Annotated in this window: 31 protein-coding genes and 1 pseudogene; 24 read left to right on the top strand and 8 right to left on the bottom strand. The window is 67.2% G+C overall.

Features of this window, described 5'->3' with window-relative positions; genetic code table 11:
• Positions 1 to 13 precede the first annotated feature (13 nt).
• A complete protein-coding gene (upp, locus tag ACFXQA_RS02955; protein WP_394518296.1) occupies positions 14 to 646 on the bottom strand; it encodes a uracil phosphoribosyltransferase in 633 nt (210 codons plus the stop codon).
• A gap of 42 nt (positions 647 to 688) precedes the next feature.
• On the opposite strand from upp, the gene ACFXQA_RS02950 reads away from it, so the two are divergent.
• Positions 689 to 1,153 (top strand): nucleoside deaminase, encoded by a 465-nt coding sequence (locus tag ACFXQA_RS02950; RefSeq protein ID WP_394518295.1) that lies wholly within the window; start codon positions 689 to 691, stop codon positions 1,151 to 1,153.
• Positions 1,154 to 1,271: 118 nt separating this feature from the next.
• On the opposite strand, the gene ACFXQA_RS02945 is transcribed toward ACFXQA_RS02950, so the two are convergent.
• Both ACFXQA_RS02945 and ACFXQA_RS02940 read right to left on the bottom strand, forming a co-directional pair.
• Positions 1,272 to 2,204, bottom strand: coding sequence for an LLM class F420-dependent oxidoreductase (locus ACFXQA_RS02945; protein WP_394518294.1), 933 nt, complete (start codon positions 2,202 to 2,204; stop codon positions 1,272 to 1,274).
• A gap of 54 nt (positions 2,205 to 2,258) precedes the next feature.
• A complete protein-coding gene (locus ACFXQA_RS02940) occupies positions 2,259 to 3,371 on the bottom strand; it encodes an alpha/beta fold hydrolase (protein ID WP_394518293.1) in 1,113 nt (370 codons plus the stop codon).
• Positions 3,372 to 3,504: 133 nt separating this feature from the next.
• Here ACFXQA_RS02940 and proC point away from each other — a divergent pair, with 133 nt between their 5' ends.
• On the top strand, positions 3,505 to 4,350 hold the full coding sequence (gene proC / locus ACFXQA_RS02935; protein WP_394518292.1) for a pyrroline-5-carboxylate reductase: 846 nt from the start codon (positions 3,505 to 3,507) through the stop codon (positions 4,348 to 4,350).
• Between the two features lie 3 nt (positions 4,351 to 4,353).
• Here proC and ACFXQA_RS02930 read toward each other — a convergent pair whose 3' ends face one another.
• Complete coding sequence (locus ACFXQA_RS02930; protein WP_394518291.1) at positions 4,354 to 4,839, bottom strand: MarR family winged helix-turn-helix transcriptional regulator; 486 nt, start codon at positions 4,837 to 4,839, stop codon at positions 4,354 to 4,356.
• 134 nt (positions 4,840 to 4,973) lie between these two features.
• Between ACFXQA_RS02930 and ACFXQA_RS02925 the strand changes: the two genes are divergently transcribed.
• Entirely contained in the window at positions 4,974 to 5,786 is an 813-nt protein-coding gene (locus tag ACFXQA_RS02925; protein WP_394518290.1) for a bacteriorhodopsin-like, read from the top strand.
• Positions 5,787 to 5,951: 165 nt separating this feature from the next.
• Here the strand turns inward: ACFXQA_RS02925 and ACFXQA_RS02920 are convergent, their stop codons facing one another.
• Together ACFXQA_RS02920 and ACFXQA_RS02915 are read right to left on the bottom strand one after the other, a co-directional pair.
• Positions 5,952 to 6,623, bottom strand: coding sequence for a potassium channel family protein (locus ACFXQA_RS02920; protein WP_394518289.1), 672 nt, complete (start codon positions 6,621 to 6,623; stop codon positions 5,952 to 5,954).
• The gene (locus tag ACFXQA_RS02915; protein WP_394518288.1) at positions 6,616 to 8,058 is read right to left on the bottom strand and encodes a TrkH family potassium uptake protein; all 1,443 of its coding nucleotides are present in this window, start codon (positions 8,056 to 8,058) and stop codon (positions 6,616 to 6,618) included. Before ACFXQA_RS02915 ends, ACFXQA_RS02920 begins: the two co-directional genes overlap by 8 nt.
• 95 nt (positions 8,059 to 8,153) lie before the next feature.
• Between ACFXQA_RS02915 and ACFXQA_RS02910 the strand changes: the two genes are divergently transcribed.
• From ACFXQA_RS02910 to ACFXQA_RS02885, 6 genes are all read left to right on the top strand, one after another.
• The gene (locus ACFXQA_RS02910; protein ID WP_394518287.1) at positions 8,154 to 8,546 is read left to right on the top strand and encodes an ArsR/SmtB family transcription factor; all 393 of its coding nucleotides are present in this window, start codon (positions 8,154 to 8,156) and stop codon (positions 8,544 to 8,546) included.
• 80 nt (positions 8,547 to 8,626) lie between these two features.
• Complete coding sequence (locus ACFXQA_RS02905) at positions 8,627 to 8,818, top strand: helix-turn-helix domain-containing protein (RefSeq protein WP_394518286.1); 192 nt, start codon at positions 8,627 to 8,629, stop codon at positions 8,816 to 8,818.
• A gap of 83 nt (positions 8,819 to 8,901) precedes the next feature.
• Positions 8,902 to 9,000: a 30S ribosomal protein bS22 gene (locus ACFXQA_RS02900; protein ID WP_003792170.1), complete on the top strand. Its 99-nt coding sequence runs from the start codon at positions 8,902 to 8,904 to the stop codon at positions 8,998 to 9,000.
• A gap of 82 nt (positions 9,001 to 9,082) precedes the next feature.
• Positions 9,083 to 9,376 (top strand): rhodanese-like domain-containing protein, encoded by a 294-nt coding sequence (locus ACFXQA_RS02895; protein ID WP_394518285.1) that lies wholly within the window; start codon positions 9,083 to 9,085, stop codon positions 9,374 to 9,376.
• 40 nt (positions 9,377 to 9,416) lie between these two features.
• Positions 9,417 to 9,695: a glutaredoxin family protein gene (locus ACFXQA_RS02890; protein ID WP_394518284.1), complete on the top strand. Its 279-nt coding sequence runs from the start codon at positions 9,417 to 9,419 to the stop codon at positions 9,693 to 9,695.
• Positions 9,692 to 9,994: a Dabb family protein gene (locus tag ACFXQA_RS02885; protein ID WP_394518283.1), complete on the top strand. Its 303-nt coding sequence runs from the start codon at positions 9,692 to 9,694 to the stop codon at positions 9,992 to 9,994. Before ACFXQA_RS02890 ends, ACFXQA_RS02885 begins: the two co-directional genes overlap by 4 nt.
• Here the strand turns inward: ACFXQA_RS02885 and ACFXQA_RS02880 are convergent.
• On the bottom strand, positions 9,982 to 11,169 hold the full coding sequence (locus ACFXQA_RS02880; RefSeq protein WP_394518282.1) for a mechanosensitive ion channel family protein: 1,188 nt from the start codon (positions 11,167 to 11,169) through the stop codon (positions 9,982 to 9,984). The two genes, ACFXQA_RS02885 and ACFXQA_RS02880, sit on opposite strands and share 13 nt — an antisense overlap.
• A gap of 175 nt (positions 11,170 to 11,344) precedes the next feature.
• Here ACFXQA_RS02880 and ACFXQA_RS02875 point away from each other — a divergent pair, with 175 nt between their 5' ends.
• Positions 11,345 to 11,761, top strand: a complete 417-nt coding sequence (locus ACFXQA_RS02875; protein WP_394518281.1) for a hypothetical protein — start codon at positions 11,345 to 11,347, stop codon at positions 11,759 to 11,761.
• Complete coding sequence (locus tag ACFXQA_RS02870) at positions 11,758 to 12,516, top strand: ParA family protein (RefSeq protein ID WP_394518280.1); 759 nt, start codon at positions 11,758 to 11,760, stop codon at positions 12,514 to 12,516. Before ACFXQA_RS02875 ends, ACFXQA_RS02870 begins: the two co-directional genes overlap by 4 nt.
• A gap of 9 nt (positions 12,517 to 12,525) precedes the next feature.
• Here ACFXQA_RS02870 and aspS read toward each other — a convergent pair whose 3' ends face one another.
• Positions 12,526 to 13,869 carry an aspartate--tRNA(Asn) ligase gene (aspS, locus tag ACFXQA_RS02865; protein WP_394518279.1) on the bottom strand — a complete coding sequence of 448 codons (1,344 nt, stop codon included), beginning with the start codon at positions 13,867 to 13,869 and terminating at the stop codon, positions 12,526 to 12,528.
• Between the two features lie 186 nt (positions 13,870 to 14,055).
• Here aspS and ACFXQA_RS02860 point away from each other — a divergent pair, with 186 nt between their 5' ends.
• From ACFXQA_RS02860 to ACFXQA_RS02800, 13 genes and pseudogenes are all read left to right on the top strand, one after another.
• Positions 14,056 to 15,258 carry a dipeptidase gene (locus tag ACFXQA_RS02860; protein ID WP_394518278.1) on the top strand — a complete coding sequence of 401 codons (1,203 nt, stop codon included), beginning with the start codon at positions 14,056 to 14,058 and terminating at the stop codon, positions 15,256 to 15,258.
• A 5-nt stretch (positions 15,259 to 15,263) separates the two neighbouring features.
• Positions 15,264 to 16,880, top strand: coding sequence for an ABC transporter substrate-binding protein (locus ACFXQA_RS02855; protein ID WP_394518277.1), 1,617 nt, complete (start codon positions 15,264 to 15,266; stop codon positions 16,878 to 16,880).
• Between the two features lie 41 nt (positions 16,881 to 16,921).
• Positions 16,922 to 17,863, top strand: a complete 942-nt coding sequence (locus ACFXQA_RS02850; RefSeq protein ID WP_394519071.1) for an ABC transporter permease — start codon at positions 16,922 to 16,924, stop codon at positions 17,861 to 17,863.
• Positions 17,860 to 18,741: an ABC transporter permease gene (locus ACFXQA_RS02845; protein ID WP_394518276.1), complete on the top strand. Its 882-nt coding sequence runs from the start codon at positions 17,860 to 17,862 to the stop codon at positions 18,739 to 18,741. Before ACFXQA_RS02850 ends, ACFXQA_RS02845 begins: the two co-directional genes overlap by 4 nt.
• Positions 18,741 to 19,913 (top strand): M24 family metallopeptidase, encoded by a 1,173-nt coding sequence (locus ACFXQA_RS02840; RefSeq protein WP_394518275.1) that lies wholly within the window; start codon positions 18,741 to 18,743, stop codon positions 19,911 to 19,913. Before ACFXQA_RS02845 ends, ACFXQA_RS02840 begins: the two co-directional genes overlap by 1 nt.
• Positions 19,910 to 20,773 (top strand): alpha/beta fold hydrolase, encoded by an 864-nt coding sequence (locus tag ACFXQA_RS02835; RefSeq protein WP_394518274.1) that lies wholly within the window; start codon positions 19,910 to 19,912, stop codon positions 20,771 to 20,773. Before ACFXQA_RS02840 ends, ACFXQA_RS02835 begins: the two co-directional genes overlap by 4 nt.
• On the top strand, positions 20,770 to 21,765 hold the full coding sequence (locus ACFXQA_RS02830) for an ABC transporter ATP-binding protein (RefSeq protein ID WP_394518273.1): 996 nt from the start codon (positions 20,770 to 20,772) through the stop codon (positions 21,763 to 21,765). The genes ACFXQA_RS02835 and ACFXQA_RS02830 overlap by 4 nt, the downstream gene beginning before the upstream one ends.
• Positions 21,752 to 22,765: an ABC transporter ATP-binding protein gene (locus tag ACFXQA_RS02825; RefSeq protein WP_394518272.1), complete on the top strand. Its 1,014-nt coding sequence runs from the start codon at positions 21,752 to 21,754 to the stop codon at positions 22,763 to 22,765. The genes ACFXQA_RS02830 and ACFXQA_RS02825 overlap by 14 nt, the downstream gene beginning before the upstream one ends.
• A gap of 8 nt (positions 22,766 to 22,773) precedes the next feature.
• On the top strand, positions 22,774 to 23,979 hold the full coding sequence (locus ACFXQA_RS02820; protein WP_394518271.1) for a dipeptidase: 1,206 nt from the start codon (positions 22,774 to 22,776) through the stop codon (positions 23,977 to 23,979).
• Positions 23,948 to 24,223 (top strand): annotated as a pseudogene (locus ACFXQA_RS02815) (FadR/GntR family transcriptional regulator); the annotation flags it as partial. The gene ACFXQA_RS02820 and the pseudogene ACFXQA_RS02815, both read left to right, overlap by 32 nt.
• A gap of 39 nt (positions 24,224 to 24,262) precedes the next feature.
• The gene (locus ACFXQA_RS02810) at positions 24,263 to 24,748 is read left to right on the top strand and encodes a GntR family transcriptional regulator (RefSeq protein WP_394519070.1); all 486 of its coding nucleotides are present in this window, start codon (positions 24,263 to 24,265) and stop codon (positions 24,746 to 24,748) included.
• Positions 24,749 to 24,787: 39 nt separating this feature from the next.
• The gene (locus tag ACFXQA_RS02805; protein WP_394518270.1) at positions 24,788 to 25,171 is read left to right on the top strand and encodes a hypothetical protein; all 384 of its coding nucleotides are present in this window, start codon (positions 24,788 to 24,790) and stop codon (positions 25,169 to 25,171) included.
• A gap of 123 nt (positions 25,172 to 25,294) precedes the next feature.
• Positions 25,295 to 26,002 carry a DedA family protein gene (locus tag ACFXQA_RS02800; protein ID WP_394518269.1) on the top strand — a complete coding sequence of 236 codons (708 nt, stop codon included), beginning with the start codon at positions 25,295 to 25,297 and terminating at the stop codon, positions 26,000 to 26,002.
• Positions 26,003 to 26,059 lie beyond the last annotated feature (57 nt).

Genomic DNA, 26,059 nt, shown 5'->3' with positions numbered 1-26,059 from the left:
CGGTCGCGGCGGGTCAGACCGTGCCGTAGAGGCGGTCGCCGGCGTCGCCGAGGCCGGGCACGATGTAACCCTTCTCGTTCAGCCGCTCGTCGAGTGCGCCGAGCACGAGGGTGACGTCGCGGCCCTCGACCTGCTTCTCGATCGCCGCGACGCCCTCGGGCGCGCCGAGCAGGCAGATCGCCGTGACGTCTTGCGCTCCCCGCTTGAACAGGAACTCGATCGCGGCTCCGAGCGAGCCGCCGGTGGCGAGCATCGGGTCGAGCACGAAGCACTGGCGGTCGCTGAGGTCGTCGGGCAGCCGCTCGGCGTACGTCGAGGGCTCGAGGGTCTCTTCGTTGCGGACCATGCCGAGGAATCCGACCTCGGCGGTGGGGAGCAGCTTGACCATTCCGTCGAGCATTCCGAGTCCGGCGCGCAGAATCGGTACGACGAGCGGACGCGGTTCGCCGATCCGCACGCCCATGGTCGTCGTCACCGGAGTGGTGATCTCGATGGGCTCCACGCGCACGGCGCGTGTCGCCTCATAGGCGAGCAGGGTGACGAGCTCTTCGGTCAGTTGCCGGAAAACCGGCGACGGGGTGCGCTTGTCGCGCAGCACCGTGAGCTTGTGGGTGATGAGAGGGTGGTCCGCGACGTGCACACGCATAGGCTCAATCTAACCGCCCGACGCCCCGATCACGGAGTCCGCATGACCCCCGCGCTCTCAGATCTCGCCGCCATGGGTCGCGCCCTGGTGCTCGCCGAAGCGGCCGGACGCGCGGGCGAGGTGCCCGTCGGTGCGATCGTGACGGATGCTGCGGGCGTCGTCATCGGCGAAGGCCAGAACCTCCGCGAGCTCGAACACGACCCGACCGCTCACGCCGAGGTCGTCGCGATGCGGCGGGCCGCCGCATCCGTCGGCTCCTGGAATCTCACCGGCTGCACCCTCACCGTCACGCTCGAGCCGTGTCTCATGTGCGCGGGCACCCTGCTTCAGGCGCACGTCTCGCGGCTCGTCTTCGGCGCGTGGGATGAAAAGGCCGGAGCCGCGGGCTCGATGTACGACGTCGTGCGGGATCGCCGGCTGCCCGCGCGCGCCGAGGTCGTTCCGGGCGTGCGCGAGGGCGAAGCATCCGCCCTCTTGCGCACCTTCTTCGCGGCGCGGCGCGACTGACCCGCGCGAGAATCGGTCGGGCGTCGGACGATCGCAGCGGCGCGCAGATTCTCGGGCGCCGGGTTGATTCTCGCGGCCCGCCGGTCAGCACGGCCCGCCGGTCAGCGCGGCAGACCGGTCAGCGCGGCAGAAAGGGAAGCACCTCGGTGCCGAGGAACTCGACCTGGTCGAGGTCGCGGATGTCGAGCAGCTGCAGGTACACCCGCTGCGCGCCGAGCGCGCGAAGACGGTCGACCTTCGCGACGATCTCGTCGCGACCGCCCGCGACGTTCCCGGCCGTGGCCCGGAAATCGTCGAGCGACCGACCGACCTTCTCGGCACGGCGCCCCAGATCGCTTTCGGTGGCTCCGGCGAGTGTCGGCACGGCGACCGAGAGCTTGAGCGTCTCGGGGTCGCGTCCGATCCGTTCGCAGGCGCCGCGAACGCCCGCGAACTTCTGGGCGACGCTCTCTTCGTCGGTGAAGCCGATGTTGAACTCGGTCGCGAAGCGGGCAGCGATCGCCGGTGTGCGGCTCTTTCCGCCGCCACCGACGATGACGGGCATGCGGGACTGCACGGGCTTCGGGAGGGCGGGGGAGTCGTCGACGGTGTAGTGCTCGCCGGCGAAGTCGAAGCGACCCCCGACCGGGGTCGCCCAGAGGCCCGTGATGATTTCGAGCTGTTCCTCGAACAGTCCGAAGCGCTTCTCGGGGAACGGGATGCCGTAGGCGCGGTGCTCGCGCTCGAACCAGCCCGTGCCCAGGCCGAACTCGACGCGGCCGCCCGACATGCGGTCGACCTGCGCCACCTGCACCGCGAGCACGCCCGGCACCCGGTGGGTCGCCGACGACACGAGCGTGCCGAGGCGGATCGTGCTCGTCTCGCGGGCCAGCCCCGCGAGGGTCGTCCAGGCGTCGGTGCCACCGGGCCCGGGATCGCCGTCGGCCATCCTCAGGTAGTGGTCCGACCGGAAGTACGCGTCGAAACCGAGGCGCTCCGCCGCGAGGGCGAAAGCGAGCTGATCGTCGTAGTCGAAGCCCTCTTGGGGCTCGGTGAAGAGGCAGTATTCCACGCGGTCAGTCTGTCAGTCGCGGGGACCCGGCGTCGGTGAACGGGCGGCGAAGTGTCAGTCGGCCGAGCGGATGATGATGGCCTCGGTGGGCGGCGCCGGATCGAACGGGGTGCCGACGTAGCCGATCCCGGCGAGCAGCGCGCGACGGAAATCGGCGGGCGTCTCGAGGTGGGGCGTATGCCCGACACCTTCGAGGGAGACCTCGGTGACGACGCCGCCCGCCGCGGCGTAGGCGTCGAGCACGTCGCGTGTCTGCGACACCATCGGCTGGGCCGGCGCGATCTCATCGCCGGGCCACTCGGCGACGACGCCGAGCGCGCCGAGGTGGTTGACGTCCGAGAACGAGGCGTCCGACACGACGGCGTCGGCGGTGCCGTGCACCCAGACGATCGGGGGCTTGTCGGCGAGGTCGACGATGCCCGACACGTCGAAGTAGCGCGGTGCGACGGTGTTCAGCACGCCCAGCGGGCCGGCGGCGAAACCCGGCCAGTTCGGGCTCGCCACGGCGTCGCCCGGATAGTTGCCGACGGCTGTCGAGGTCGTGAGCATGCTCTCGACCCAGGTGTCTTCGTGCGCGGACGCATAACCGGAGGCGACGTACGAGGCGCGGAACACGCTGCGCGGCGACGTGGGAGCGTCGTCGCTCGCATCGCCGTCGGCGAGCCGCTGGACGAAGTCGGGGCTGGCGACGGCCCCACCACAGCCGGCGTCGTCTTCGGAGAGCCGCGAGCCGTCGCGGCGGGTGCCGCCGAACCCATAGGGCGACACGGGGGCTTCGAGGGTGAGGGAGAGGGTGGGATGGTCGAGGGCGTACTGCAGCACGACCGCGCCGCCGAGCCCCCAGCCGACGAGATGGGCGGTATCGATGCCGAGCACCTCGAGGGTCGCGAACAGGTCGTCGCTGAAGTCGCGCACCCCGCGCGTGGCGTCGATCGGCATGTGCTCGGTCCCGCCGAAGCCGCGGAGATCGACCGCGATGGCCCGGAGCTCGGCGGGGAGGTCTTGCATGACCTCTTGCCAGAACAACGCCGACGAGACGCTGCCGTGAACGAACACGACGGTGCGCTCGGCAGGGGTGACGGCATCATCGGCCGCGCGTTCGAGAATGTTCACCGAGAGTCGCGTCGTCTCGATCGACCGGGAGGCGATGCCGTCGAACAGGCCCATGCGATCTACTCCGTCCTCGGGGGGATGCACCCTCGAAGCCCGATGATAGACCTCGTGCCCCTCCGGGCGCTGACGGCGAGCCGTCGGTCGCTGACGCGCCGGCCCAGCGCGGAGGCCTAAATAGGATGACGGCATGACCACGCCGCAGTTCGTCCCCCTGCCGTCCGTCGCGATCCTCGGTGCGGGCTCGATGGGCGGCGCCGTCCTCCGCGGTCTCTCGGCTTCCGGCATCGCGCCTCGCCTCGCCGCGACGAACCGCACGTCGGCGAAGGCCGCCGAGCTCGCGCGGCTCGACGGCGTCGAGAGCATCGCCCTGGAAGAGCATCCCGACGGCAACACGGTGGCTGCAGCATCCGCCGACATCGTCCTCATCGGGGTGAAGCCAGCGATGGTTCCCGACCTCCTGCGTGAGATCGCGCCGCACCTTCGTCGGGGTGCGTTGGTGGTGAGCCTCGCCGCCGGCGTCACCCTTGCCACGTTCGCCGAGATTCTCGGGCCGGATGCTGCCGTCTTCCGCTCGATGCCGAACACCCCCGCCCTGGTGGGAAAGGCGGTCACGGGACTCGCCTCGGGGGTGTCCACGACCCCCGAGCAGACCGCCGTCGTGCGGTCCCTCTTCGAAACGGTCGGAGCCGTCGTCGAGGTCCCCGAGGACCGCATCGACGCGCTCTCGACGGTTTCGGGTTCGGGGCCGGCCTACGTCTTCTTGCTCGTCGAAGAGCTGACGAAGGCTGCCAGGGCCAAGGGCTTCGACGAGGCGCAGGCTCGCCTCCTCGCCGAGCAGACCTTCATCGGCGCCGCGGCGCTGCTCGCGGCTTCCGGCGTGGATCCCGCCGAGCTCCGCCGCCGGGTCACGAGCCCGAAGGGTACGACCGAGCGGGCCATCGCCGTGTTGCAGGGGGCTGAACTCGCCGACCTCTTCGGTCGCGCCACCGACGCGGCGCTCGTTCGCGCTCGTGAACTCGCCGCCGGTGGGTGAGGGTCAGATCGTCGCCGCGCTCTTGCCGTTCGAGAGTCTAGCGGTGTGCTCGGCGACTGCCGTCCCCACCGACTGCAGGTAGCCCGTGAAGTCGTCCACCTGAGCATCGGTGAGGTGCGACGTCGCGTTTCGGACCATCTCGTCGAACTCGAGATGTATGCGTTCTACCGTCGCGTGAGCGTCGTCGGTGAGCTCGAGGAAGATCTTCCGCCGATCGTCGGGGTGGTCGACGCGGTGGAGCATCCCGATCTCGACCAGTCGCCGGGAGATGAAGGTGATCGCCGTGGTGGTGAGGTGCATGTGTGCGGCCAACTGCTTCGGGGTGACGCTCACGTGTTCGCCGATGAAGAACAGGGCGCGTAGTTCGCTCGCCGAAAGACCCTCCTCCTCCGCGATGCGCTCGCGGTTGCGGTCGAGCGCGCGAGAGAACCGGACCGCCGCCGCGGGAAACGCGTCGAGCCGATGTGATCTACCGGGCTGGGTCGTCATGTCCACCTCACAGAACGGCAATGTTACCCATCGTCTTCGAACGCTTTCTGTGCAAGCATATAGATAATGAACTGCCTTATCGAATAGCTTGATGATCCCCGAACCGGGGGCCTCGCCCTACCTAGGAGCACGACGTGATTCCCGATCTCCTGTCCGCCTCTCAGTTCTCCACTGTGTACAACGCACTCTCGTTGGTGATCGCTTCGCAGCTGTTCACCGCGATCTTCCTGCTCATTTCGCTTCCTCGTGTGCTCCCGCGCTATCGCTCGGCGATCACGATCGCGCTCGTGGTCTGCGGTATCGCGGCCTACCACTACTTCCGGATCTTCGACTCGTTCACCGCCGCCTTCACGACCGAATCCGTGGGCGGGAGCGGCGACTACATCGAAACCGCCGGCGCAGCGTTCAACGAGGGGTATCGGTACGTCGACTGGCTCCTGACGGTGCCGCTTCTCCTGGTCGAGCTCATCGCCGTACTCGCACTCGCACGGGCGATGCAGAACCGCCTTCTGTTCCAGCTCGTCCCCGCGGCGATCCTCATGATCGTGCTCGGCTACCCGGGAGAGGTGAGCGAGGATCTCGGCGTCCGCACCGTCTTCGGAATCCTCTCGACGCTCCCGTTCCTCTTCATCCTGTATGTCTTGTTCATCCAGTTGAGCCGCTCGCTGGCTACGCAGCCCGAGGCCGTGCGCGGCACGCTGAGTCGCCTTCGCTACCTCCTCCTGCTCAGCTGGGGTGTGTACCCGATCGCCTACCTGCTGCCGGCTCTCGACCTCGGAGCCGACGGTTGGGTCTGGAAGCAGGTCGGGTACTCGATCGCCGACATCGTGGCCAAGGCGGTATACGCGATCATCATCTTCCAGGTCGCCCGGAAGAAGTCGTGGATCGAAGACCCGGCCTTCGCCGAGCGGGAGCGACCGCACGCCGACAAGGCCGCGGCGGTCTGAGCGACACGCCGCCCTCGTCGCCCTCGGCGGTCGAGGGCGGCGAAGCGCTCGATGTCGGAGCCCCGCGCGTCAGCGCCAAGGATGACGCGGCGCCTTAGCGGTCGAGGGTAGCGAAGCGCTCGATGTCGCAGCCCCGCGCGTCAGCGCCAAGGATGACGCGGCGCCTTAGCGGTCGAGGGCAGCGAAGCGCTCGATGTCGGAGTTCGTCCCCGACACGATGATGAGGTCGTGATTGGTGACGACGGTGTTCGCCTCGGCGTAACGGAATGCGCGGCCGGGGCTCTTCACGCCGACGACGGTCACGTTGTACTTCGATCGGACGCCCGACTCGTTGAGGCCGATGCCGCGAATGAGCTTCGGCGGGTACATCTTCGCGAGCACGAAGTCGTCGTCGAAGCGGATGAAGTCCAGCATCCGACCGCTCACGAGGTGCGCGACGCGCTCGCCTGCCTCGCGCTCGGGGTAGATGACGTGGTTGGCGCCCACGCGAGCGAGGATCTTGCCGTGCGATTGCGAGACCGCCTTGGCCCAGATCTGCGGAACCTTCAGATCGACGAGGTTCGCGGTGATGAGGACGGATGCTTCGATGAGCGAGCCGACGGCGACGACGGCGACTTGGAAGTCCTGCGCGCCGATCTGCTTCAGGGCGTCGATGTTGCGGGCATCGGCCTGGACGGTGTGGGTGACCCGCTCGGACCACTTCTGAACGAGCTCGAGGCTGCCGTCGATCGCAAGTACTTCGCGCTCCAGGCGGTCGAGTTCGCCGGCGCAGGCCGCGCCGAATCGACCGAGACCGATGACGAGGACGGGCGCGTCACCCCTGAAGCGATCAACCAACGATGGGCCTTTCGACGGGAAGCGAATACAGCTGCGAGCGAGAGCTCGCGGCGACGGCCGCGGCGAGTGTCACTGTACCAATGCGGCCCATGAACATGGTGACCGCCAGAACGTAGACGGCCGGATCCGGAAGCTCGGCGGTGAGACCGGTCGACAACCCGACCGTCGCGAAGCCCGAGATGACGTCGAAGAGCACCTCTTCGATCGGTGCCTGCGTGATCTGGCCGATCGTGATCGTCGACAGGGCGACGATCGTCGCCCCCCACGCCACGACCGAGAGCGCGACGCGCTGGACGTCGCTCGGGATGCGCCGACCGAACGCCTCGACCGACTGACGCCCCTTGGCCTCGGAGAACACCGCGAGGGCCAGCACGGCGAGGGTCGTGACCTTGATGCCACCGGCCGTGGAGGCCGAACCGCCTCCGACGAACATCAGCATCGAGCCGACGACGAGGGTCGAGCCGTGGAGGTCGCCGATGTCGATGACCGAGAAGCCGCCGGACCGCGTCATCGCCGACAGGAAGAAGGCCTGGAAGGTCGTGTCCCAGGCATCCGACCTGCCGAACGTGAGCGGGTTGTTGAACTCCAGCAGGAGGATCGCGCCCGCACCGGCGAAGAAGAGGATGACCGTCGTGATGATGGTGAGCTTCGCGTGCAGCGACCACCGCCGGAAGTGCCAGGCATGCCGCCACAGCGTGAAGATGACCGGGAAGCCGATCGAGCCGAGGAACACGCCGACCATGAGGACGGTGAGGAGGAAGTAGTCGTCGGCGAAGGGGGCGAGACCGTCAGCACTCGGCACGAAGCCCGTGTTGGTGAAGGCCATGGCCGCGTAGTACGGCGCTTCCCAGAGGGCGTTGATCGGGTCGACCCCCGCCGTCAGGAGGGCGGGGTAGAGGAGGACGGTCAGCCCCGCCTCGATGACGAGCGTCGAGAGGGCGACGGTGGCGAGCAGCTGGCCGACCTCACCGAGTCGCACGGTCTGGCCCTCGTTGATCGGCCCCCCGTGGGCGCGCAACGGGTTGCTGTCGCCCGCGGCGATCAGTTTGGCGCGGAGTCCGAGCCGCTTCGAGATGACGAGTCCGAGGATGGAGGCCAGCGTCAACACGCCCAACGCACCGACGTTCACGCCGACGTAGGTGATGACGTGGCCGAGCGGTGACCAGTGCGAGTACATGTCGACGGTCGACAGACCCGTGACGCAGATCGTCGACACGGCCGTGAACAGGGCGTCGGCGAGCGGGGTGCGTTGCCCGTCGGCGGCGGCGGCGGGGAGCGAGAACAGCCCGGTGAACAGCAGGATCAGCGTCACGAAGACCATGACCGCGAAGCGCGCCGGTGAGGCGGTGGTGAGGTCGCGGAGCGAGTCCCAGAGGTGCCGGAGGCTCCGGAGGAGGTCGCGTCGCGCGGGACGATCTGCCGGCGATGCCGCCATGCGTCGTCCCCCTCGTCTCACCCGGCCCGCTCGGGGCGACGCCTTCGCGGCCGGGAATCATGGTATCCCGGCGAACCCGCGGCTAACCTAAACCCATGGCGGACATCTTCGACGTGATTGCGGACGGTACACGTCGCGACATCCTCCAACTGCTGCTCGACCGCTCCACCCGCGGCGACAACGGCACGAGCGTCTCGCAGATCGTCCACGAGCTGGGTGTGAGCCAGCCCACGGTCTCGAAGCACCTCAAGGTCTTGCGCGACGCCGAACTGGTATCGGTGCGCGAAGAGGGCCAGCACCGGTATTACAGCCTCGCGATCGCTCCGCTGGACGAGGTCGACGACTGGCTGGTGCCTTTCTTCTCGGTCGAGCCGGCCGTCGCGACGCTCCCGGAGCCGGCGATGCACGCGGCCGAGGTCGTCGGACGCGCCGCCGCGCAGGCGAAGAACGCCATGACGAACGCCTGGCGCAAGCTTCCAGGCCGCTGAGTCACACCCGTCACTCGGGTTTACACGCGTCGCGCGCGACCCCTAGAGTGTCCCCAGCGCCACCGGACGAAGGGGACTCCATGGCAGAGCTGCCAGATGTGCGTTTCCTCACCGTCGCGGAGGTCGCCGAGGTGATGCGTGTGTCGAAGATGACGGTCTACCGTCTCGTCCACGCGGGCGAACTGCCCGCCGTGCGTTTCGGCCGCAGCTACCGCGTGCTGGAGTCCGCCGTCGTCGATGTGCTGCAACGGCCGGTCTCCGACGTCGGCTAGACTGATCCGAGGCATTTTTTCGCATCTGCCCCTACCCGGGCGCCGCAACCGGCACCCAGACCCCTGACTTAGTGAGGTTTCCCATGGGTTCAGTCATCAAGAAGCGCCGCAAGCGCATGGCGAAGAAGAAGCATCGCAAGCTGCTTCGCAAGACTCGCCACCAGCGCCGCAACAAGAAGTAGCGGCCGCCGCACAAAGCGCCTGCCCTCATCGGCGGGCGCTTCGTGCTTTCAGCGGCACGTCTCATTCGACGAGGAGTTCGGCATGCAGTCCATCACCGTCCAGCAGCTTCGCGACCGCGAAGGCACGCCGCTCATCGACGTCCGCGAAGCTGACGAGTTCGCCGCGGGCCACGTGCCCGGCGCCGTCAACCTGCCGATGTCGACGATCGGCGACCGTCTGGAAGAGCTTCCCGAGGGTCCGTTCGATGTGATCTGTCAGGTGGGCGGTCGTTCTGCGCGGGTCGTCGAGGCGCTGACCGCGCGCGGGCACGACGCGACGAACGTCGACGGCGGCACCGGTGCGTGGGTTCAGGCGGGCTTCGACGTAGAGAAGTGATCGGGGACCCCGCTCCCACCAGGCCCCGTAGGCTGGGTACGTGACGACCCTCACCCTGATCGGGAAGCCGGATTGCCATCTGTGCGACGTCGCAGACGAGATCGTCGGGCTCGTGCTCGAAGATCTTCCTTCCGGCATCGCCGACCAGGTCGTGACCGAACGTCTGTCCATTCTCGAAGACCCGGCTCTCTACGAGCTGTGGTGGGAGAAGGTCCCCGTCGTCCTCGTCGACGGCGAACTGCACGCGCACTGGCGGCTCTCGGCCGATCGCCTTCGCGCCACTCTTGTCGAGGCCCACACCGAAGGAGCCTCCTCATGAGCATTCGCCACATCGTCCTCTGGAAACTGGCGGCAGAAGACGCCGACACCCGCGCGTTGCACGCCGAGCAGATCGGTGAGCACCTTTCAGCGCTCATCCCTCTCATCGACGAGATCGTGACTCTCGAGGTCGGGCGCAACATCGCGTATCCCGCCACGAACTGGGACGTCGCGCTGGTGTCGGAGTTCGCAGACGCAGACGCCCTCGAGCGCTACCAGGCGCACCCCGCGCACCTCGAGGCGGCCGCCTTCGTCGGCTCCGTCGTCGCCGAGCGCGCGGTCGTCGACTACCCCTTCTGAGCCGCGCGGGGAGCGTCGTCGGACGCGATGACGGGAATCGCCTGCGTGAAGTGGGCAGCGCGTTCCTCCGCCGCCACGCTGCCGGTGAAGAGCCCGGCAGCCTCGGTGGCTTCGTGACGAGCGGGTCGGGCGACAGCATCCGGTTCGGTCAGCATCACGCGCTGCACCGGCAGAGCGTCGGGCGCATCGTTCTGGATCCAGCTCACCATCGCTTCTCGCACGAAGCAGCGGAGGTCGAACAGCGTCGGAGCGTCGGCGGCGGTGACCAGGATGCGCACGCGCACGAGCCCGCCGAGAGCGTCGGTGACCTGCAGCACCGAGGCGCGGCCGTCCCAGAGCTCGGTCTCGGACAGGACGGACGCGAGCTGCTCCCGCATGCGGCCGGGTGAGACGCGCCAGTCGACGTCGAGTTCGACGGCTCCGAGCAGTTCGCTGCCCTCGCGGGTCCAGTTCTCGAACGGCTTGGTGGTGAAGTAGGTGCACGGGAGGACCAGTCGACGGTCGTCCCAGAGATCGACCACGACGTAGCTCAGCGTGATCTCGCCGATGCGGCCCCACTCGCCTTCGACCACGACCACGTCGTCGACGCGGAGCGCGTCGCTGAAGACCAGCTGAATGCCGGCGAAGACGTTGGCGAGCACCGACTGCGCCGCGAGGCCCGCGACGATGGAGGCGATGCCGGCCGAGGCGAGGATGCTGGCGCCGAACGCCTGCACGGCGGGGAACGTGAGCAGCATCGCGGCGATCGCGATGATGGCGATGAGCACGATCGCGAGACGCCGGACGATGAGCGTCTGCGTGCGGATGCGGCGCGCCACGCGGTTGTCGGGCATGTCGATGCGGTTCCGCCCGAGCGTGATGTCGGTGGCGAAGGTGACGAGGCCTCCGAGCAGCCAGGCGGAAGCGCCGATGAGGACGAGCGTGAACGCGTGGTTGATGACGGTGCCCCACATCACATCGACATCGAGGGGGAGGGTCAGGGTGAAGGCGATCCACAGCGCGATCACGAGGACGATGACCCGGAACGGCCGTCGGGCGTGGCGGACGAGCCCGCGGGGCCATTCGCGGCGCTTCGCGACCATGCGCACGACGTACGCGACGACGGCGGTCAGCACGACGGCCACCACGATCGCGACGACGAGCGCGATGGCGAACTGCAGCCAGGAATCGATCATTGTGCTCCTCGGGTCGGGGTACCCACGCTAGCCAGGTCATCTTTCCGTCCGCTGGGTCCCGATGCCCGATCAGGCGGGCCCGATCTGGGCGAATCGCGCTTCGTTCACCCGTTCGTCAGCCTTCGTTCATATTGTGGGACGTGGGCCCTTCCGGGCCCGAACAGGAGGCAGACCCATGACGCAGACCAAGACCGCCGAGAAGAAGCACTCGAGCAAGTCGGACAAGAAGGCCGCCGAGGCGAAAGCCAAGAAGGCGCTCGCCCGGGCCGAGAAGTCGGTGAGCAAGGCACGCAAGGCCGTCAAGGAGTCGAGCCGAAAGCTGCGCGCGAAAGCCGCGCAGCTGACGAAGAAGACCGAGAAGCTCAGCGCGAAGCACGCGGACGCGGCACGCGAAGTGCAGTCGGCCAAGGCGTCGGCGGCCACGACCGAGCCCGCCGCCGCGATCCTCACGCCTCCGCTGCCCGCTCCCGAACCCGCGGCACCGACCCTCGTCGAGTTGCGCCACCGGGCCAAAGAGCGCGGCGTCGTGGGGTACTCGCGGATGAACAAGGCGGCGCTGATCGCCGCGCTCGATTCCACGCCCACCCCATGAAGGTCGTCGCCGTCTACAGCACCAAGGGCGGTGTCGGTAAGACCACGGCAGCGGTGAACCTGGCGTGGGAGGCGGCGAAGAACCACCGCGTTCTGCTGTGGGACCTCGACCCGCAGGGCGCGGCGACGTTCGTACTGCAGGTGAAGCCGAAGGTGAAAGGCGGCGTGGCCGCACTGGTGTCGGGCGAGAAGAAGGTGTCGGCCGCGATCCGGTCGACAGACGTCGACCATCTCGACGTGCTTCCGGCTGACGCCAGCTACCGTGATCTCGACCTCGTCTTGGACTCGGCCAAGAAGTCGGAGCGCCGCGTCTCGAAGATCCTCGACCAGATCGCCGACGACTACGACGTAGTGATCCTCGACTGCCCGCCGGGAGCGTCGCTCGTCGCCGAGAATGCCGTTTTCTCGGCGGACGTGGTCGTCGTGCCGCTCGTGCCATCGCCGCTGTCGATGCGTGCCCTCGCGCAGGTCACGGAGTTCGTCGAGGCGTCGGCGTCGAAAGCGAAGCTGGTCGCGTTCCTCTCGATGGTCGATCGCCGAAAGACCCTGCACCGCGATGCGATCGCAACGCTCCCCGGGCACGCAGCCGTCACCGACATCGTGGTGCCGTCGACCGTGCTCGTCGAGCGCATGGGAGCCGAACGCGCGCCGATCGGCCGGTACGCACCGTCGGCCGAGGCCGCCCGCGCCTTCTCCGCGCTCTGGGACCGGCTTCAGTCCACGCTCACAGCGAAGGCCCGCAAGCGCAAACGCTGACCGCGAGGGTCAGGGGGCCAGGCGCGTCGGGCCGCGGAAGAGGAAGGTCACCTCGCGGATGCTGCTCTCGCCGAGCAGCAGCATCAGGACGCGGGCGAGGCCCATGCCGAAGCCGCCGTGCGGGGGAGTGCCGTAGCGGAAGAAGTCGAGGTAGTGCTCGATGCCGGCGAGGTCGAGACCCTTCTCGGCGGCCTGCTGCTCCAGCACCTCGACGCGGTGCTCGCGCTGCGCACCGGTGGTGATCTCGACGCCCTTGAAGAGCAGGTCGTAGCTGCGGGTGAGCCCGGTCTCGGCGTCACGCATGTGGTAGAACGGCCGGATCTCGGGGTGGTAGTCGGTGATGAAGACGAACTGCGAGCCGTAGGTCTCCTCCACATAGGCGGAGATCTGGCGCTCGCCTTCGGGGTCGAGGTCGCCGTCGGCGCGGGGGATCTCGTACCCGCGCTTCGCGACGATCTCGCGCGCTTCGGCGAGCGGGATGCGGGGGAACGGCAGAGTCGGGACGGTGACCTCGAGGCCGAACAGCTCCTCGATCTCGGCGCCGTGCTTCTCCTTGACGGCGGCGATCGCGTCGCGGAGGAGCTCCTCCTGCATGGCGGCGACGTCTTCGTGCGAGTCGATCCAGCTGATCTCGGCGTCGATCGAGGTGAACTCGGTCGCGTGGCGGCTCGTGAACGACGGGTCGGCCCGGAAGACGTCGCCGATCTCGAAGATCTTGCCGAAGCCGGCCGACTGCGCCATCTGCTTGAAGTGCTGCGGGCTCTGCGCGAGGTAGGCCGTCTTGTCTTCGAAGTACTCCATGCTGAAGAGCTCGGCGTTCGACTCCGACGGGCTCGACATGAGCTTCGGGGAGTGGAGCTCGATGTAGTCGCGCTCGATCCAGTAGGTGCGCATCGCGTGCTCGAGGGTCGTCTGCACGCGGAAGATGAGGGCGTTGCGCGCCTGTCGCAGGTCGAGGAAGCGCCAGTCCATGCGCTTGTCCATACCGCTGTCGGCCGCGATCGGGGTCTCGGGGTTCGCCGCCGCCGCGATGTCGAGGGTCGCGACCTTGATCTCGACGCCGCCGAGCTTCACACGCTCGTCGTGCTTCAGCTCGCCGCGGACGGTGAGGAAGGTACCGGTCGCGAGACCCGAGATCGTCTCGGTGAGGGCGAGAGCGCTTTCGCGCGCAGCATCCGCGTCGTCTCCGAGTTCACGGGTCGCCGGGTTCACGAGCTGCACGGCACCCGACTCGTCGCGGAGGATGACGAACTGCACCTTCTTCTGATCGCGCACCGTCTCGACCCATCCCGACACCGATACGGGGCCGTCGGGGGCGGACTGGAGCTGCTTGATCAAGACGCGTTCGTTCACGGTCGTTCAGTCTACGTGCGGGATAACAGCCCGCGCCTGCCGGCAAACCCGCCTTCACGTGCCGCTGCGTCGGGCCCGCCTTGTAAACAACGCGTTACGTCTCGGGCGAGATCGATTGCGAGGGTGTCGCCGAGAGGCACCGCTCCCTAGTATCAAGAGATCAGAGGTCCGACCACTGGAGATGATATGCAGGAACCGAGTCCGCAGTACCGCGGCTACACGTCGTTCGATTACCTCGAGCCGCACGAGGACTATCGGGTCTTCGACCTCGCCCCGGAGCTCGGTCGAGTCGCACCCTACGATCTCGGGCTCGACGAGGAGCAGGCGGCCCGCGTGACGCGCATCCTGCGGGACGAGCACGTCATCTCGCTGCACGAGCATCCGAAGATCTTGACCGCCGACCCCTACGAGCTGCGCGAGTACAACAGCACCGGGCGGAACGCCATGGGGTTCGCCGGGCTGGCGCGTTCGGGAATGTCCGCCTTCTTCGACAACTTCATGAACGGCACGAACACCGTCACCAGCGCCAACGGCTGGAAGTGGAACGACGTCATCTTCGACCTCGGTCTGAGGTTCGCCGACGTCGCGAAACAAGATCACATCGTGCTGGCGCGCACCGTCGACGACCTGACTCGCGCGAAAGAGACCGGTCGCATCGCGATGGTGGCCGGACTCGAGGCAGCCACGGCGATCGAGAACGAGCTGGACCGCCTCGACATCCTCTACGGGCTCGGAGTGCGCCAGATCGGGATCGCGTACTCGATGGCCAATCAGTTGGGCTCGGGCCTCTCGGAGGAGATCGATGGGGGGCTGACCAACTTCGGGCATCGCGCCGTCGAGCGCATGAACAAGCTGGGGATGGCGATCGACATCTCCCACAGCAGCGACCGCACCAGCCGAGACGTGATCGCCGCTTCGTCGGTTCCGATCTTCATCACGCACGCGGGCGCCCGCGGCGTGTGGCCGACCAACAGGATGAAGCCGGACGACGTCATCGTCGCGTGCGCGGAGCGAGGCGGAGTGATCGGCATCGAGGCCGCTCCTCACACGACGCTCTCCGAAACGCATCCGGAGCATTCCCTCGAGTCGGTGATGGACCACTTCGCATACTGCGTGGATCTCGTCGGCATCGACCACGTGGCCTTCGGGCCCGACACCAATTTCGGGGATCACGTCGGTCTCCACGATTCCTTCTCCGGCCACCTGACCATCAGTCGGGCCCACGGTCATGTCGAGCACCCTCGGGTGCCGTTCGTGGCAGGCATGGAGAACCCCGCGGAGAACTTCACCAATATCGTCGGCTGGCTCGTCACGAACGGGTATCAGGACGATGACATCCGCAAGGTCATCGGAACCAATGTGCTCAGAGTCCTGAAAGAGGTCTGGTAATCACAATGAAGCTCAAACGAACAATCATGGCGGTGGCGGCGCTCGCCGTCGCGTCGCTCACGCTCACCGGTTGCCTGAATGAGGGAGGCGAACCCGTCGAGGTCGCCGAGCCGGGGGCGTCCACGTTGAGGATCGGAACGACGACCGACGTCGCGAACTTCAACCCGCTCGGGTCGCTCTCCAAGACCGACAGCTGGATCCTCAACGCGATGTATCCGCAGCTGCTGCGCATCGACGGGAACGCGGAGAAGGTTCCCGAACTGGCTGAGGGGTACACGACCGAGGACGACGGAGCGACGGTCATCTTCACGTTGCGAGACGACTTCGAATGGACGGACGGCGAGCCCGTCACCGCCCAGGACGTGAAGTACACCGCAGAGACGATCATCGAGAACCAGTTGGGCAACGTCGCGGCCAAGCTCACGTGGGTCGAGTCGGTCGAAGCGCCGGACGACACAACAGTCATCTTCAACCTGACCGAGCCGTATGCCCCCTTCGCCGAGGGTGTCGGCTTCTGGATGCGGGTCGTGCCGGAGCACATCTTCTCCGAGGTCGACGATGTGTCGACGTATGCCAATGACGCCGACTGGGTCGGCGCGGGTGCGTACGTGCTCGACTCCGCCGAGCGCGGTCAGCGCTACACGATGAAGTCGAATCCGAATTACCCCTATGCCCCCGAGGGGGGCGCCGCAGTGGGCACCGTCGAGTACGTCATCTATCCCGACGTGAACACCATGCTCCTGGCGTTGCGCAACGGCGACATCGATCTCATGGGAACGCCGGTACCGGCTTCGGCGACCGCCTCGCTGGAATCGGACTCCAACATCGCGCTGCAGACGGTCGGATCCCTCGGGTTCGCCCATCTGACGTACAACATGCAGAACGAGGTGCTCTCGGATCAGGTCGTCCGGCAGGCGATCTCGATGGTGGTCGACACGGAGTCGATCATCGCGACGATCCTGCAGGGCGGAGGCGACACCATGGTCGGTCCGATCTCTCCCGTGTTCGCGGAATACGACAACACCGATCTCGACGCATATCCCTTCGACCCCGCCGCGGCGAAGGAACTTCTCGAAGACGCCGGATATGCCGACGCGAACGGTGACGGTGTGCTCGACGACCTGTCGTTCGAGATGGTGTGCGACCAGTCCAACGCGAACCTCACCCGGGTGGCGGAGGTCGTCCGTGAAGACGCTCTCGAAGCGGGGATCGACATCCGCCTCGCTTGCATCGAGCGCAACACCTTCCTGTCGCGGACGAAGAACGGCGAATACGACATCGACCTGTCCCAGTGGGGCGTGTTCGACAACCCGATGGATCAGCTGCGCAGCACGTACCTCTCGTCCAACCCGGGCGGGATCAACTACAACCTCGTCGAGGACGCCGAACTCGACGCGATGATCAACGATGCGGCCGTCACGGACGACCGCGACCAGTTCGTCGCGAAGATCAAGGACATCGACGAGTACGTGCACGATCAGGCTCTGCTCACGCCGCTGTACGTCGAGGATTTCACGTTCGCGTACCGGTCTGACCGGTTCGAGGGCTTCGACCCCTCGCCCAGCGACCTGCTGGGCATGGTCACCGGGTATTCGCTGTCGCAGGTCGTTCCGGTCTCCTGACCGGGCGAGACGAGGAGGGGAGGAAACGCGTGTTGCCTTACGTGCTGAAGAAGGCGCTCCGAGCGGTGATCACCGTGTGGATCGCCGTGACCGTGACGTTTCTCCTGCTGAGGCTTCTGCCCGCAGATCCGACCCTCCTCGTCGTCGAAGGGGACATGACCCCCGCCATGCAGCAAGCGCTGCGCGAGCAGTACGGGCTCGATCAACCACTCGTCGTTCAGTACGTGCTGTACCTCGGCGAACTGCTGACGGGCAACCTCGGCGTCTCGTTCCGGCAGCTCGTCCCGGTGAGCGAGGTCCTGCTCGAGAGACTGCCGTGGACTCTGCTGCTGGCAGGCTCGGCGTTCGTACTGACCGTCTTGGTCGGCATTCCGCTCGGTGTCTATGCGGCGGTGGGGAAGGGGAAGGTGGTCGACAAGCTCGTCCAGTTCCTCGGGATCACGAGCAACGCCCTCTTCGTTCCGAGCGTCGCCATCCTCCTCCTCGTGGTTTTCGCCGCGAACCTGCAGTGGTTCCCCATAGGCGGAGCGATAGATCCGGACACGCGCGGTGTTGCCGCATATGGGAGCCTGCTGCACCACCTTGCGCTTCCCCTTCTCTCGCTCGTGCTGGTGCAGGTGGGGCCGTATGCGCTGACGCTGCGCACCAACATGCTCGAAGTGCTCGGTGAGGACTACATCAAGAGCGCACGCTCGCGAGGACTCACCCAACGCCGCACGGTCTGGCGCCACGCTCTGCGCAACGCGATCCTCCCCGCGCTCACGCTGATGGGCCTGCAACTGGGAGCGCTCGTGGGTGGAGCCGTTCTGACGGAGACGATCTTCGCCTATCCGGGCGTCGGCCGACTGATCTACGAGTCGGTGCAACAGCTGGACTACCCGATGCTCCAGGGTGCCTTCGTGATCCTGGCCATCACCGTCGTGGTCGCGAACCTCCTGACCGACCTCATCGCCATGCTCCTCAACCCCAGGATCCGCACATGAGCGCACCCGCTACCACCACGATGACGCCACTCGGAGCCCTCACCCGAGGACGGAAGAGGAGGGGAGGCGGATTCTTCGCCGCCCCCAGCGGGTGGATCTCCGTCGCCGTACTCGGGGTCTTCGTCCTCACCGCCGTCGTCGGTCCGATGGTCATCGAGCGTCCGGGGGGTCTCGGCACCGACATCCTCCAGCCCCCGTCCACGCAGCATTGGTTCGGCACCGACGACCTCGGACAAGATGTCTTCGCCCAGGTCGTCTGGGGGTCGCGGGTCAGCCTCATCGTGGGCGTCGCCGCTTCGCTGATCGCGATCGTGATCGGCACCGCGGTGGGCCTGACCGGTGCCTACGTCCGTCGCCTCGATCCGATCGTGACCACTCTGACCGACGTGATGCTGTCGCTCCCGCTCCTCCCGCTCATGATCCTCGTGACGGCCCTGGCCGGGCCCAGCGTTGCGACGTTGACCATCGTCATCGGAGTGCTCTCGTGGGCAGAGGTGGCGCGGCTGATCCGCTCGAATGCACTCGTGGTGTCGTCGATGCCGTACATCGACAGCGCGAGAGTGCTGGGCGCTGGTGCGCCGCGCATCATCTCGACCGAGATCCTGCCCGCCGTCGTTCCACTCATCGTGGTCAGTGTGCTCCTCCAGGCCGCCCGCGCGGTGATCTCCGAGGCGGGCCTCAGCTTCCTCGGGATGGGCGACCCTTCGTCGTGGTCGTGGGGTCGGATTCTGCTGAATGCGCAGCGGTCCGGCGTCATCTCGACAGCCTGGTGGCAGACGCTCTTCCCCTCGTTGGCGATCCTCGTCCTCGTCCTGGCCGCGACCATCGCCGGCATCCGATACAACGATTCGCGCGATCCCCGGACGAGGGCCGCCTGATGCGCTTGTCCACGGCTTTCTACGACCGGGTGCAGGCGCGCCTGAGCGCCCGACTCCAGGAGGCGCGGCTCGACGGACTGATCGTCTCGGCGCCCGGCGACGTCGCCTACCTGACGGGTTTCTTCTACGCCGTGAACGAGCGTCCTGTCTACGTGTGGTTCGGCGCCGACGGGCGTCGTGTCGCCCTCGTTCCCGAACTCGATGCCGAGTACGCACTCGCCCAGGGCGTGCACGCGGACGTTCGGACCTACTTCGAGTACCCGGGTGTCCGCACCCCGGAATGGCATCTCGCCGACGCGCTCAACGCCGCTCGCGCTCGTGCCCGGATCGGTTTCAGCGCGAGCCTCACGGTGGCGGGGCTGGCGCGCCTTCAGGATGCGTTCCCAGACGCGGTGTTCGAGCGCTCGGGGGTGGTCGGTGACCTGCGGTTGCGCAAGGAGCCCGAAGAAATCGGGTTGCACCGCGAGGCTGCCGCGATCTGCGACGACATGCTGGGCGCGGGCCGCGCGCTCATCGAGTCGGCGATCTCGGAGGGGCGGCTGTTGCCCACGGAAGGCGAAGTGGCACGGCACGTCGTCGGATACGGCACGGATCGGATGTACACCGACTACTCGCACGTCGTGTACACCACCAAGCTTGCGGGAGGCCTCGTCTACGCGGGCCCCAACTCCGCCCGCCCTCACGGGCTCCCTTCGAGTCGCCGGATAGAGGCGGGCGACACTCTGATCCTCTCGCTGGGTGCGGCGGTGGCGAGCCGCTTCGTCGAGAGTGAACGCACCTTCGTCATCGGCGAACCGACGGCGGAGCAGCGTATGTACTTCGACGTGGCGCGTCGCGCGCAGAACGTCGGGACCGCCGCGATGCAGGTCGGACGCACGTGCGCGTCCGTCAACGCGGAAAGCCTGGACGTCATCCGAGGGGCGGGTTGCGGCCAGTTCATCCGCCACCGACTCGGGCACGGCATCGGGATCGGCCAGCACGAGGCTCCCTGGCTGGAGGACGGGGACGACACCGTGCTCGCTTCGGGAATGATCCTCTCCAGCGAACCCGGGGTCTACGTGCCTGGTCACGCCGGTTACCGGATCTCAGACACCGTTCTCGTCACCGACGACGGGCCGCAACGACTCACCCGCTATCCGCGAAGCATCGAGGAGAACGTGATCGCCCTATGAGCATCCGCACCGACGAAACCGTCGCAGACATCAACGGTGCCCGCCTGCGATTGCAGGTCTTGGGTGAGCCGGATGCCCCTGCGATCATCGTGCACCACGGGGCGCCCGGCCTCGGTTCCCGGTCCGAACCCGTTCGCTCCTTCGGTCCGTTCGCGGACGAGTACCGCATCGTCACGTTCGACGCTCGTGGTTCCGGGGAATCCGACGACGCTCCTCCGTACACCCACGAGCAGTGGGTCGCAGACATCGACGCTATCCGGTCGCATCTCCAAATCGACCGCTTCGTCATGGCCGGTGGCTCCTACGGGGGGTTCCTCGCCATGGAGTACACGCTGACGCACCCAGATCGGGTGAGCGCGCTGATCCTTCGCGATACCGCGGCCAACACCGACTACGACCATCTCGCAGTCGATCGCGCCCGCTCGAGTGATCGAGTGACGATCGACGAGTGGACCATCTCTCGCATCGGCACGGGAGAGTTCGCAGACAACGATGAATTCGAACGTTACTGGAGGGGCATTCTGCCGCTCTACGACCACTCCTACGACCCCGCGGCGACCGAGCGCAAAGCGCAGGCGACGCGTTATCACTACGCCACGCACAACGCCGCTTTCGGCCAGAACATGCCGCGCTACGACCTGACGGCGCGCCTCGGGCAGATCGCCTGCCCCACGCTCGTCGTCGTCGGCCGGCATGACTGGCGAACACCGGTGCCCGCGTCGCAGGTGATCGCGGACGGAATACCCCATGCCGAACTGGTGGTGTTCGAACAGTCCGGTCACTCCCCGCAGCTCGAGGAACCGGAGAAGTTCCAATCCACTGTGCGGGCGTTTCTGCAGCGGGCGGGGGTGCGTCGATGAGTGAACCATCCCTCAGCGTTCGAAGTCTCGGGGTGGAGTTCCGCACCCGGGACGGCGTCGTGAAAGCGGTTCAGGATGTCTCTTTCGACGTCCACGCCGGGAGCGCTTTGGCCATTCTCGGTGAGTCCGGATCCGGCAAGTCCGTCACGGCTCAGACGGTCATGGGTCTGCTCGACAGCCCTCCCGGCCGTGTGACCGGCGGCGAGATCCTGTTCGAGGGCCGAGACCTCCTCTCCGTCACCAAGGAGGAGCGACGTCGGATCAGCGGCGAAGGTATCGCCATGGTGTTCCAGGACTCGTTGTCCGCTCTCAACCCCGTGTACACGGTGGGGAGCCAGATCGCCGAACTGTTGCGCGTTCGGCGCGGGATGTCTCGACGGGACGCGTGGAAACACGCCGTCGAGCTGATGAGCCGAGTGCGCATACCCGCTGCGGGAGAGCGCGCGAAGGACTATCCGCATCAGTTCTCCGGGGGCATGCGTCAGCGCGTCATGATCGCGCTCGCCATCGCGCTCGAGCCGCGCGTGTTGATCGCCGATGAGCCCACGACCGCGCTGGATGTGACGGTGCAGGCGCAGATCATGCAGTTGCTCGTCCAACTCCAACGGGAAACCGGGATGGCACTCGTGCTCATCACCCACGACCTCGGTGTCGTTGCGGAGGTCGCCGATCAGGTTGCCGTCATGTACGCCGGGCGGATGGTGGAGAAGGGGACGGTGTTCGAGCTCTTCGAGCGCCCCGCTCACCCCTACACGAGGGGGCTGCTTCGATCCGTGCCTCGCCCCGACCGTGATGAGGAAGCACTCTGGGCGATCCCGGGTGCTCCGCCGAATCTGCTCGACCTGCCGGTCGGCTGTTCGTTCCGCACCCGTTGCGACGCCGCGATCGGCCTGTGCGCGACGGCCCGGCCCGAGCTGTCACCCCCCGCCGCTGACCTCAGCCGGGTTTCCGCCTGTCACCGTCGCGAGGAGGTGCTCCATGAACGAGCATGATGTGGTTCTGAATGTCGACAGCCTGACGAAGCACTTCCCGGTCGCCGGCGCACGCTTCGGCCGAGCCGGTCGCAGCGTCAAGGCGCTGGACGGGATCAGCTTCGACCTGCGCAAGGGCGAGACGATCGGCATCGTCGGTGAATCAGGGTGCGGCAAGACCACCCTGGCGCGCACCATCGTTGGCCTCGAAACGCCGACGGCCGGCGCGGTCCGGTTCCGGGGCGAGGATCTGCATGCGCTACGCGGGTCTTCCCGCCGCGACATGCGCCGACGCATCCAGATCGTGCTCCAGGATCCTTATTCGTCCCTGAACCCCCGCCGCACCGTGCGAGAGACGCTGCTCCAGCCCTTCCAGATTCATCCCGGGGTGCTCCCCAGGGATAAGCGGGAAGCTCGGGTGGCTGAGCTCGCAGAGCTCGTCGGGCTGAACCCGGATCACCTGGATCGCTTCCCTTTCCAGTTCTCCGGGGGTCAACGTCAGCGGATCGGCATCGCTCGTGCGCTGGCGCTCGATCCCGAAGTGGTCGTGTGCGACGAACCCGTCTCAGCCCTCGATGTGTCGGTACAGGCGCAGGTGGTCAACCTTCTTCAGCGTCTGCAGCGAGAACTCGGTCTCGCCTACGTCTTCATCGCTCACGATCTGTCGGTGGTCAGACATATCTCGGACCGCATCGGGGTCATGTACCTGGGAAAGATGGCCGAGCTCGGTCCGCGTACCCAGGTCTACGACACGCCGGCGCATCCCTACACCAGCGCGCTGCTCTCGGCTGTGCCCAGCCCCGATCCGTCTCGACGCGACACGGGGGACCGCCGGTTGCTGGCGGGTGACCCCCCGAGCCCCGTCGACCCGCCCAGCGGCTGCCGGTTCCGTACCCGCTGCTGGAAAGCCCAGGACGTGTGCGCGCAGGTCGAACCCCCGCTCGAACCCGTTCCCGCCGGCGGTGCGCGCGTCGCGGCCTGCCACTTTCCGCTCGTTTCCGAGCCCGCCCTCTCGCACTAGGAGCACATATGTCGATCATCAGCCGCGCACCCGAATACGACGGGTACACCGCCTACGGTTACCTGACGCCGGGTGCGGACTATCAGCACTTCGATCTCGCGGCGCAGATCGGCCGCGTCCCGCCGTACGAGCTGGGCCTGGATGAGGCTCAGACATCGCGTGTGCGCCGCCTCATGGCAGACAACGTCGTGCTCTCGCTGCACGAGCACGCCGTCGTGCTTCCCGAGGACGGGGACCAGGTCAAGCGCTACAACCGGACCGGACGTCAGCGCACCGGATACGAAGGCCTTGCCCACTCGGGACTCACCGCCGTGATCGACAACTTCATGGCGGGGGCGTCATGCGTCACCAGTCAGCACGGGTGGAAGTGGGACGACATGATCTACGCGCTCGGGTTTCGTCTGGCCGATCTGGCCAAGCAGGATTTCGTGCGGCTGGCAACGAGTGTCGAAGACATCCACGCCGCGAAGCGGGACGGGCGCGTGGCCCTCATCGCGGGGTTCGAGTGCTCGACGATGATCGAGAACGAACTGGACCGCATCGACATGCTCTACGGGTTCGGAGTGCGCCAGCTCGGCATCGCCTATTCTCAATCGAACATGCTGGGTGGCGGGTTGTCCGAGCCCGCGGACGCCGGCCTGACCAACTTCGGTCGCAGCGCCGTCGAGCGGATGAACAAGCTCGGCATGCTCATCGACATCTCGCACTGCGGTGACCGGACGGGGCTTGAGACGATCGAACGATCGGCGGTACCCGTGATGATCACCCACGCCGGAGCGCGAGCCGTCTGGCCGATCAACCGGATGAAGGACGACGAGACCATCATCGCCTGCGCCGCCAGGGGCGGTCTGATCGGGCTCGAGGCGGCGCCCCACACGACTCTTTCGCCCGAGCACCCCGTGCACAGCATCGATTCGGTGATGGATCACTTCCGCTACTGCGTCGACCTCGTGGGCATCGATCACGTGTCGTTCGGCCCCGACACGATGTTCGGCGACCACGTCGCGGTGCACAAGGCGTATGCGGGCAACTACGCGCAGAAGTCGCCGGCCGGGGTCGATCACCCGCGGGTCGAGTACGTGGACGGGCTCGAGAACCCCGGGGAGAGCTTCGCGAACATCGCCGGGTGGCTCGTCAAGCACGACTACAGCGACGAGGAGATCGGCAAGGTCTTGGGCGGCAATGCGCTGCGCGTCCTCGCCGAGGTCTGGTAGAACTCGAAGGACGCTCCGGCAGCAGCCGAGCACCACCCGACGGGAGCGAACGATTAAACGTGACAGCGTCGTAGCCACCACTGTCGCCGCACTCCGGGGCTTGATCGCGGACGGGTATGTGGTCGGGGAGCAACTCCCGAACGAGAAGCAGCTCGCCGAGCGGCTCGACGTAAGTCGAAGCTCTGTGCGCGAGGCCCTGGGTCAACTGGCGGCGGAGGGCAGCGTCCAACGCCGCTGGGGGGTGGGCACGTTCGTGAGCGTGCCGCGGGCCTCGTCTCTGAGCATGTCCGCGATTCGCTCCTACCGCGATCGGGTGAGGGACGCCGGCCGGACGGTGTCTCTTCGCGACGCCTCGTTCGGTCGCGCGAATGCGACGGCGGAGCAAGCGCGTGAGTTGGGGATCCCGGCCGGCACCGAGGTCTGGCAGGTGCACCGGCTCTTCACGGCGGACGGCGTGCCTTCCGCCTACATGGTCGAACACATCCCGCTGACCGTCCGAGGCGTGCCGATCGACCCGTCGTCGATGATGCAGCTCGAGTACGGCCTTTTCGACATGCTGGATCAGCACGTTCCGGGAGCGGTGTCGCACACGTCGACCGACATCGAGGCGGTCACGGTGGATGCGGCGGACGCCCAGCTGCTCGGAATCCACGCTGGGGTGTCGGTGCTGCGGACCGAACAGCTCACCACCGACCGCGATGGAACGGTGCTCGCATACGGGGTGACGCTTCAGCGCACGGACGTGCTGCGTATGCGGATCACGCGCTGAGCCTGCTCGCAGCATCCGCTCGTCCCTAAAATGACGAACGTGACGTTCTCGATGCCTCCGTCGTCGTTTCGCACGCTCCCGACCGAGCGGGCGCCCCGGCGGCGCGTCTGGGACGTCGCACTCAGCGTGGTGCTGCTGGTGCTGCTCACCCTCTTCGCACTCGCCGCCTCCTACGCCGGGTTCTTTCTCGCGCTCGCCTCCGAATCGTGCTCCGCCGCGACCTGCGACTACGCGCTCATGAACGTGGGGCTCTGGTTCGGGGTCATCTCGCCCTGGGCCGTGCTTCTCCTCGGCGTCGCCGCAGCCGTCATGCTGCTGGTCAGGCAGCGGCTCGCCTTCTGGGTGCCCCTCACGAGCGCTGCCCTCATGGTCGGGCTGTGGTTCGTCGCCGCGGCGATCGTCGGGGCAGCCGTTCGGCGGTGAGCGGATGCTTCGGGGTAGCCACCCTCGCGCCGGGGGATGGCACCCAGGATTCGCGGATGCGGCCCGCCTAGGCTGGGAGGGGCGCCCGGTCGGGCGGCTGATCACCGAGCGCGAAGGCACCCGATGACCGATACCACCCTGCTCGTGACCTCCGCCGTGAGCGGCGCTGCGGAGTCTTCCGGGGACGGCTCGTGGCTCTCATCCCTGGCCGACTGGACCGTCTCGCTGATGGAGGTCATTGGCCCGGTGGGCGCCGGGGCCGCGATCGCGCTCGAGAACCTCTTCCCGCCGCTTCCGAGCGAGGTCGTGCTGCCGATGGCCGGACTGACCGCCTCCCGCGGTGCGTTCACGCTCGCCGAGGCACTGATCTGGACGACCGTCGGGTCGGTCGTCGGAGCCTTCGTGCTGTACGGCATCGGTGCGTGGCTCGGAGCCGCGCGTCTGCGGCGCATCGCGGAGTGGATGCCGCTGATGAAGGGGGACGACGTCGATCGCACGGTCGCGTGGTTCCACAAGCACGGCTGGGCCGCGGTGTTCTTCGGACGCATGATCCCGATCTTCCGGAGCCTCATCTCCATCCCCGCGGGGGTGTCTCGGATGCCGCTGTGGAAGTTCGGCCTGCTCACCGGCGCCGGCAGCGCCGTCTGGAACACGATCTTCGTCATGGCCGGCTTCCTCCTGGGCGAGAACTGGCACGTCATCGAGCAGTACGCCGACGTCTTCCAGTACATCGTCATCGCCGTCGTGGTCGCACTCGTCGCCTGGTTCCTGTTCGTCCGCATCCGTGCCGCGGTGCGCGCTCGCCGCGAGTCGCAGACGGGTCAGGTCTGAGACCGTTCGATATCGAACCGCTCAGGGGGCTCGCAGAACCGCCCGCCGTAGAATGGG

The organism is Microbacterium shimangi, from assembly GCF_043556445.1.
In the GTDB taxonomy this organism is placed as follows: domain Bacteria; phylum Actinomycetota; class Actinomycetes; order Actinomycetales; family Microbacteriaceae; genus Microbacterium.
This window is presented reverse-complemented; position numbering and strand designations above follow the sequence as displayed.

Excerpts from the sequence above, each read along its gene's own strand:
- upp (WP_394518296.1), bottom strand. The coding sequence starts at position 646 with ATGCGTGTGCACGTCGCGGACCACCCTCTCATCACCCACAAGCTCACG.
- ACFXQA_RS02950 (WP_394518295.1), top strand. The coding sequence starts at position 689 with ATGACCCCCGCGCTCTCAGATCTCGCCGCCATGGGTCGCGCCCTGGTG.
- ACFXQA_RS02940 (WP_394518293.1), bottom strand. The coding sequence starts at position 3,371 with ATGGGCCTGTTCGACGGCATCGCCTCCCGGTCGATCGAGACGACGCGA.
- proC (WP_394518292.1), top strand. The coding sequence starts at position 3,505 with ATGACCACGCCGCAGTTCGTCCCCCTGCCGTCCGTCGCGATCCTCGGT.
- ACFXQA_RS02930 (WP_394518291.1), bottom strand. The coding sequence starts at position 4,839 with ATGACGACCCAGCCCGGTAGATCACATCGGCTCGACGCGTTTCCCGCG.
- ACFXQA_RS02915 (WP_394518288.1), bottom strand. The coding sequence starts at position 8,058 with ATGGCGGCATCGCCGGCAGATCGTCCCGCGCGACGCGACCTCCTCCGG.
- ACFXQA_RS02910 (WP_394518287.1), top strand. The coding sequence starts at position 8,154 with ATGGCGGACATCTTCGACGTGATTGCGGACGGTACACGTCGCGACATC.
- ACFXQA_RS02905 (WP_394518286.1), top strand. The coding sequence starts at position 8,627 with ATGGCAGAGCTGCCAGATGTGCGTTTCCTCACCGTCGCGGAGGTCGCC.
- ACFXQA_RS02900 (WP_003792170.1), top strand. The coding sequence starts at position 8,902 with ATGGGTTCAGTCATCAAGAAGCGCCGCAAGCGCATGGCGAAGAAGAAG.
- ACFXQA_RS02895 (WP_394518285.1), top strand. The coding sequence starts at position 9,083 with ATGCAGTCCATCACCGTCCAGCAGCTTCGCGACCGCGAAGGCACGCCG.
- ACFXQA_RS02885 (WP_394518283.1), top strand. The coding sequence starts at position 9,692 with ATGAGCATTCGCCACATCGTCCTCTGGAAACTGGCGGCAGAAGACGCC.
- ACFXQA_RS02880 (WP_394518282.1), bottom strand. The coding sequence starts at position 11,169 with ATGATCGATTCCTGGCTGCAGTTCGCCATCGCGCTCGTCGTCGCGATC.
- ACFXQA_RS02875 (WP_394518281.1), top strand. The coding sequence starts at position 11,345 with ATGACGCAGACCAAGACCGCCGAGAAGAAGCACTCGAGCAAGTCGGAC.
- ACFXQA_RS02870 (WP_394518280.1), top strand. The coding sequence starts at position 11,758 with ATGAAGGTCGTCGCCGTCTACAGCACCAAGGGCGGTGTCGGTAAGACC.
- ACFXQA_RS02860 (WP_394518278.1), top strand. The coding sequence starts at position 14,056 with ATGCAGGAACCGAGTCCGCAGTACCGCGGCTACACGTCGTTCGATTAC.
- ACFXQA_RS02855 (WP_394518277.1), top strand. The coding sequence starts at position 15,264 with ATGAAGCTCAAACGAACAATCATGGCGGTGGCGGCGCTCGCCGTCGCG.
- ACFXQA_RS02845 (WP_394518276.1), top strand. The coding sequence starts at position 17,860 with ATGAGCGCACCCGCTACCACCACGATGACGCCACTCGGAGCCCTCACC.
- ACFXQA_RS02840 (WP_394518275.1), top strand. The coding sequence starts at position 18,741 with ATGCGCTTGTCCACGGCTTTCTACGACCGGGTGCAGGCGCGCCTGAGC.
- ACFXQA_RS02835 (WP_394518274.1), top strand. The coding sequence starts at position 19,910 with ATGAGCATCCGCACCGACGAAACCGTCGCAGACATCAACGGTGCCCGC.
- ACFXQA_RS02830 (WP_394518273.1), top strand. The coding sequence starts at position 20,770 with ATGAGTGAACCATCCCTCAGCGTTCGAAGTCTCGGGGTGGAGTTCCGC.
- ACFXQA_RS02825 (WP_394518272.1), top strand. The coding sequence starts at position 21,752 with ATGAACGAGCATGATGTGGTTCTGAATGTCGACAGCCTGACGAAGCAC.
- ACFXQA_RS02820 (WP_394518271.1), top strand. The coding sequence starts at position 22,774 with ATGTCGATCATCAGCCGCGCACCCGAATACGACGGGTACACCGCCTAC.
- ACFXQA_RS02810 (WP_394519070.1), top strand. The coding sequence starts at position 24,263 with ATGTCCGCGATTCGCTCCTACCGCGATCGGGTGAGGGACGCCGGCCGG.
- ACFXQA_RS02800 (WP_394518269.1), top strand. The coding sequence starts at position 25,295 with ATGACCGATACCACCCTGCTCGTGACCTCCGCCGTGAGCGGCGCTGCG.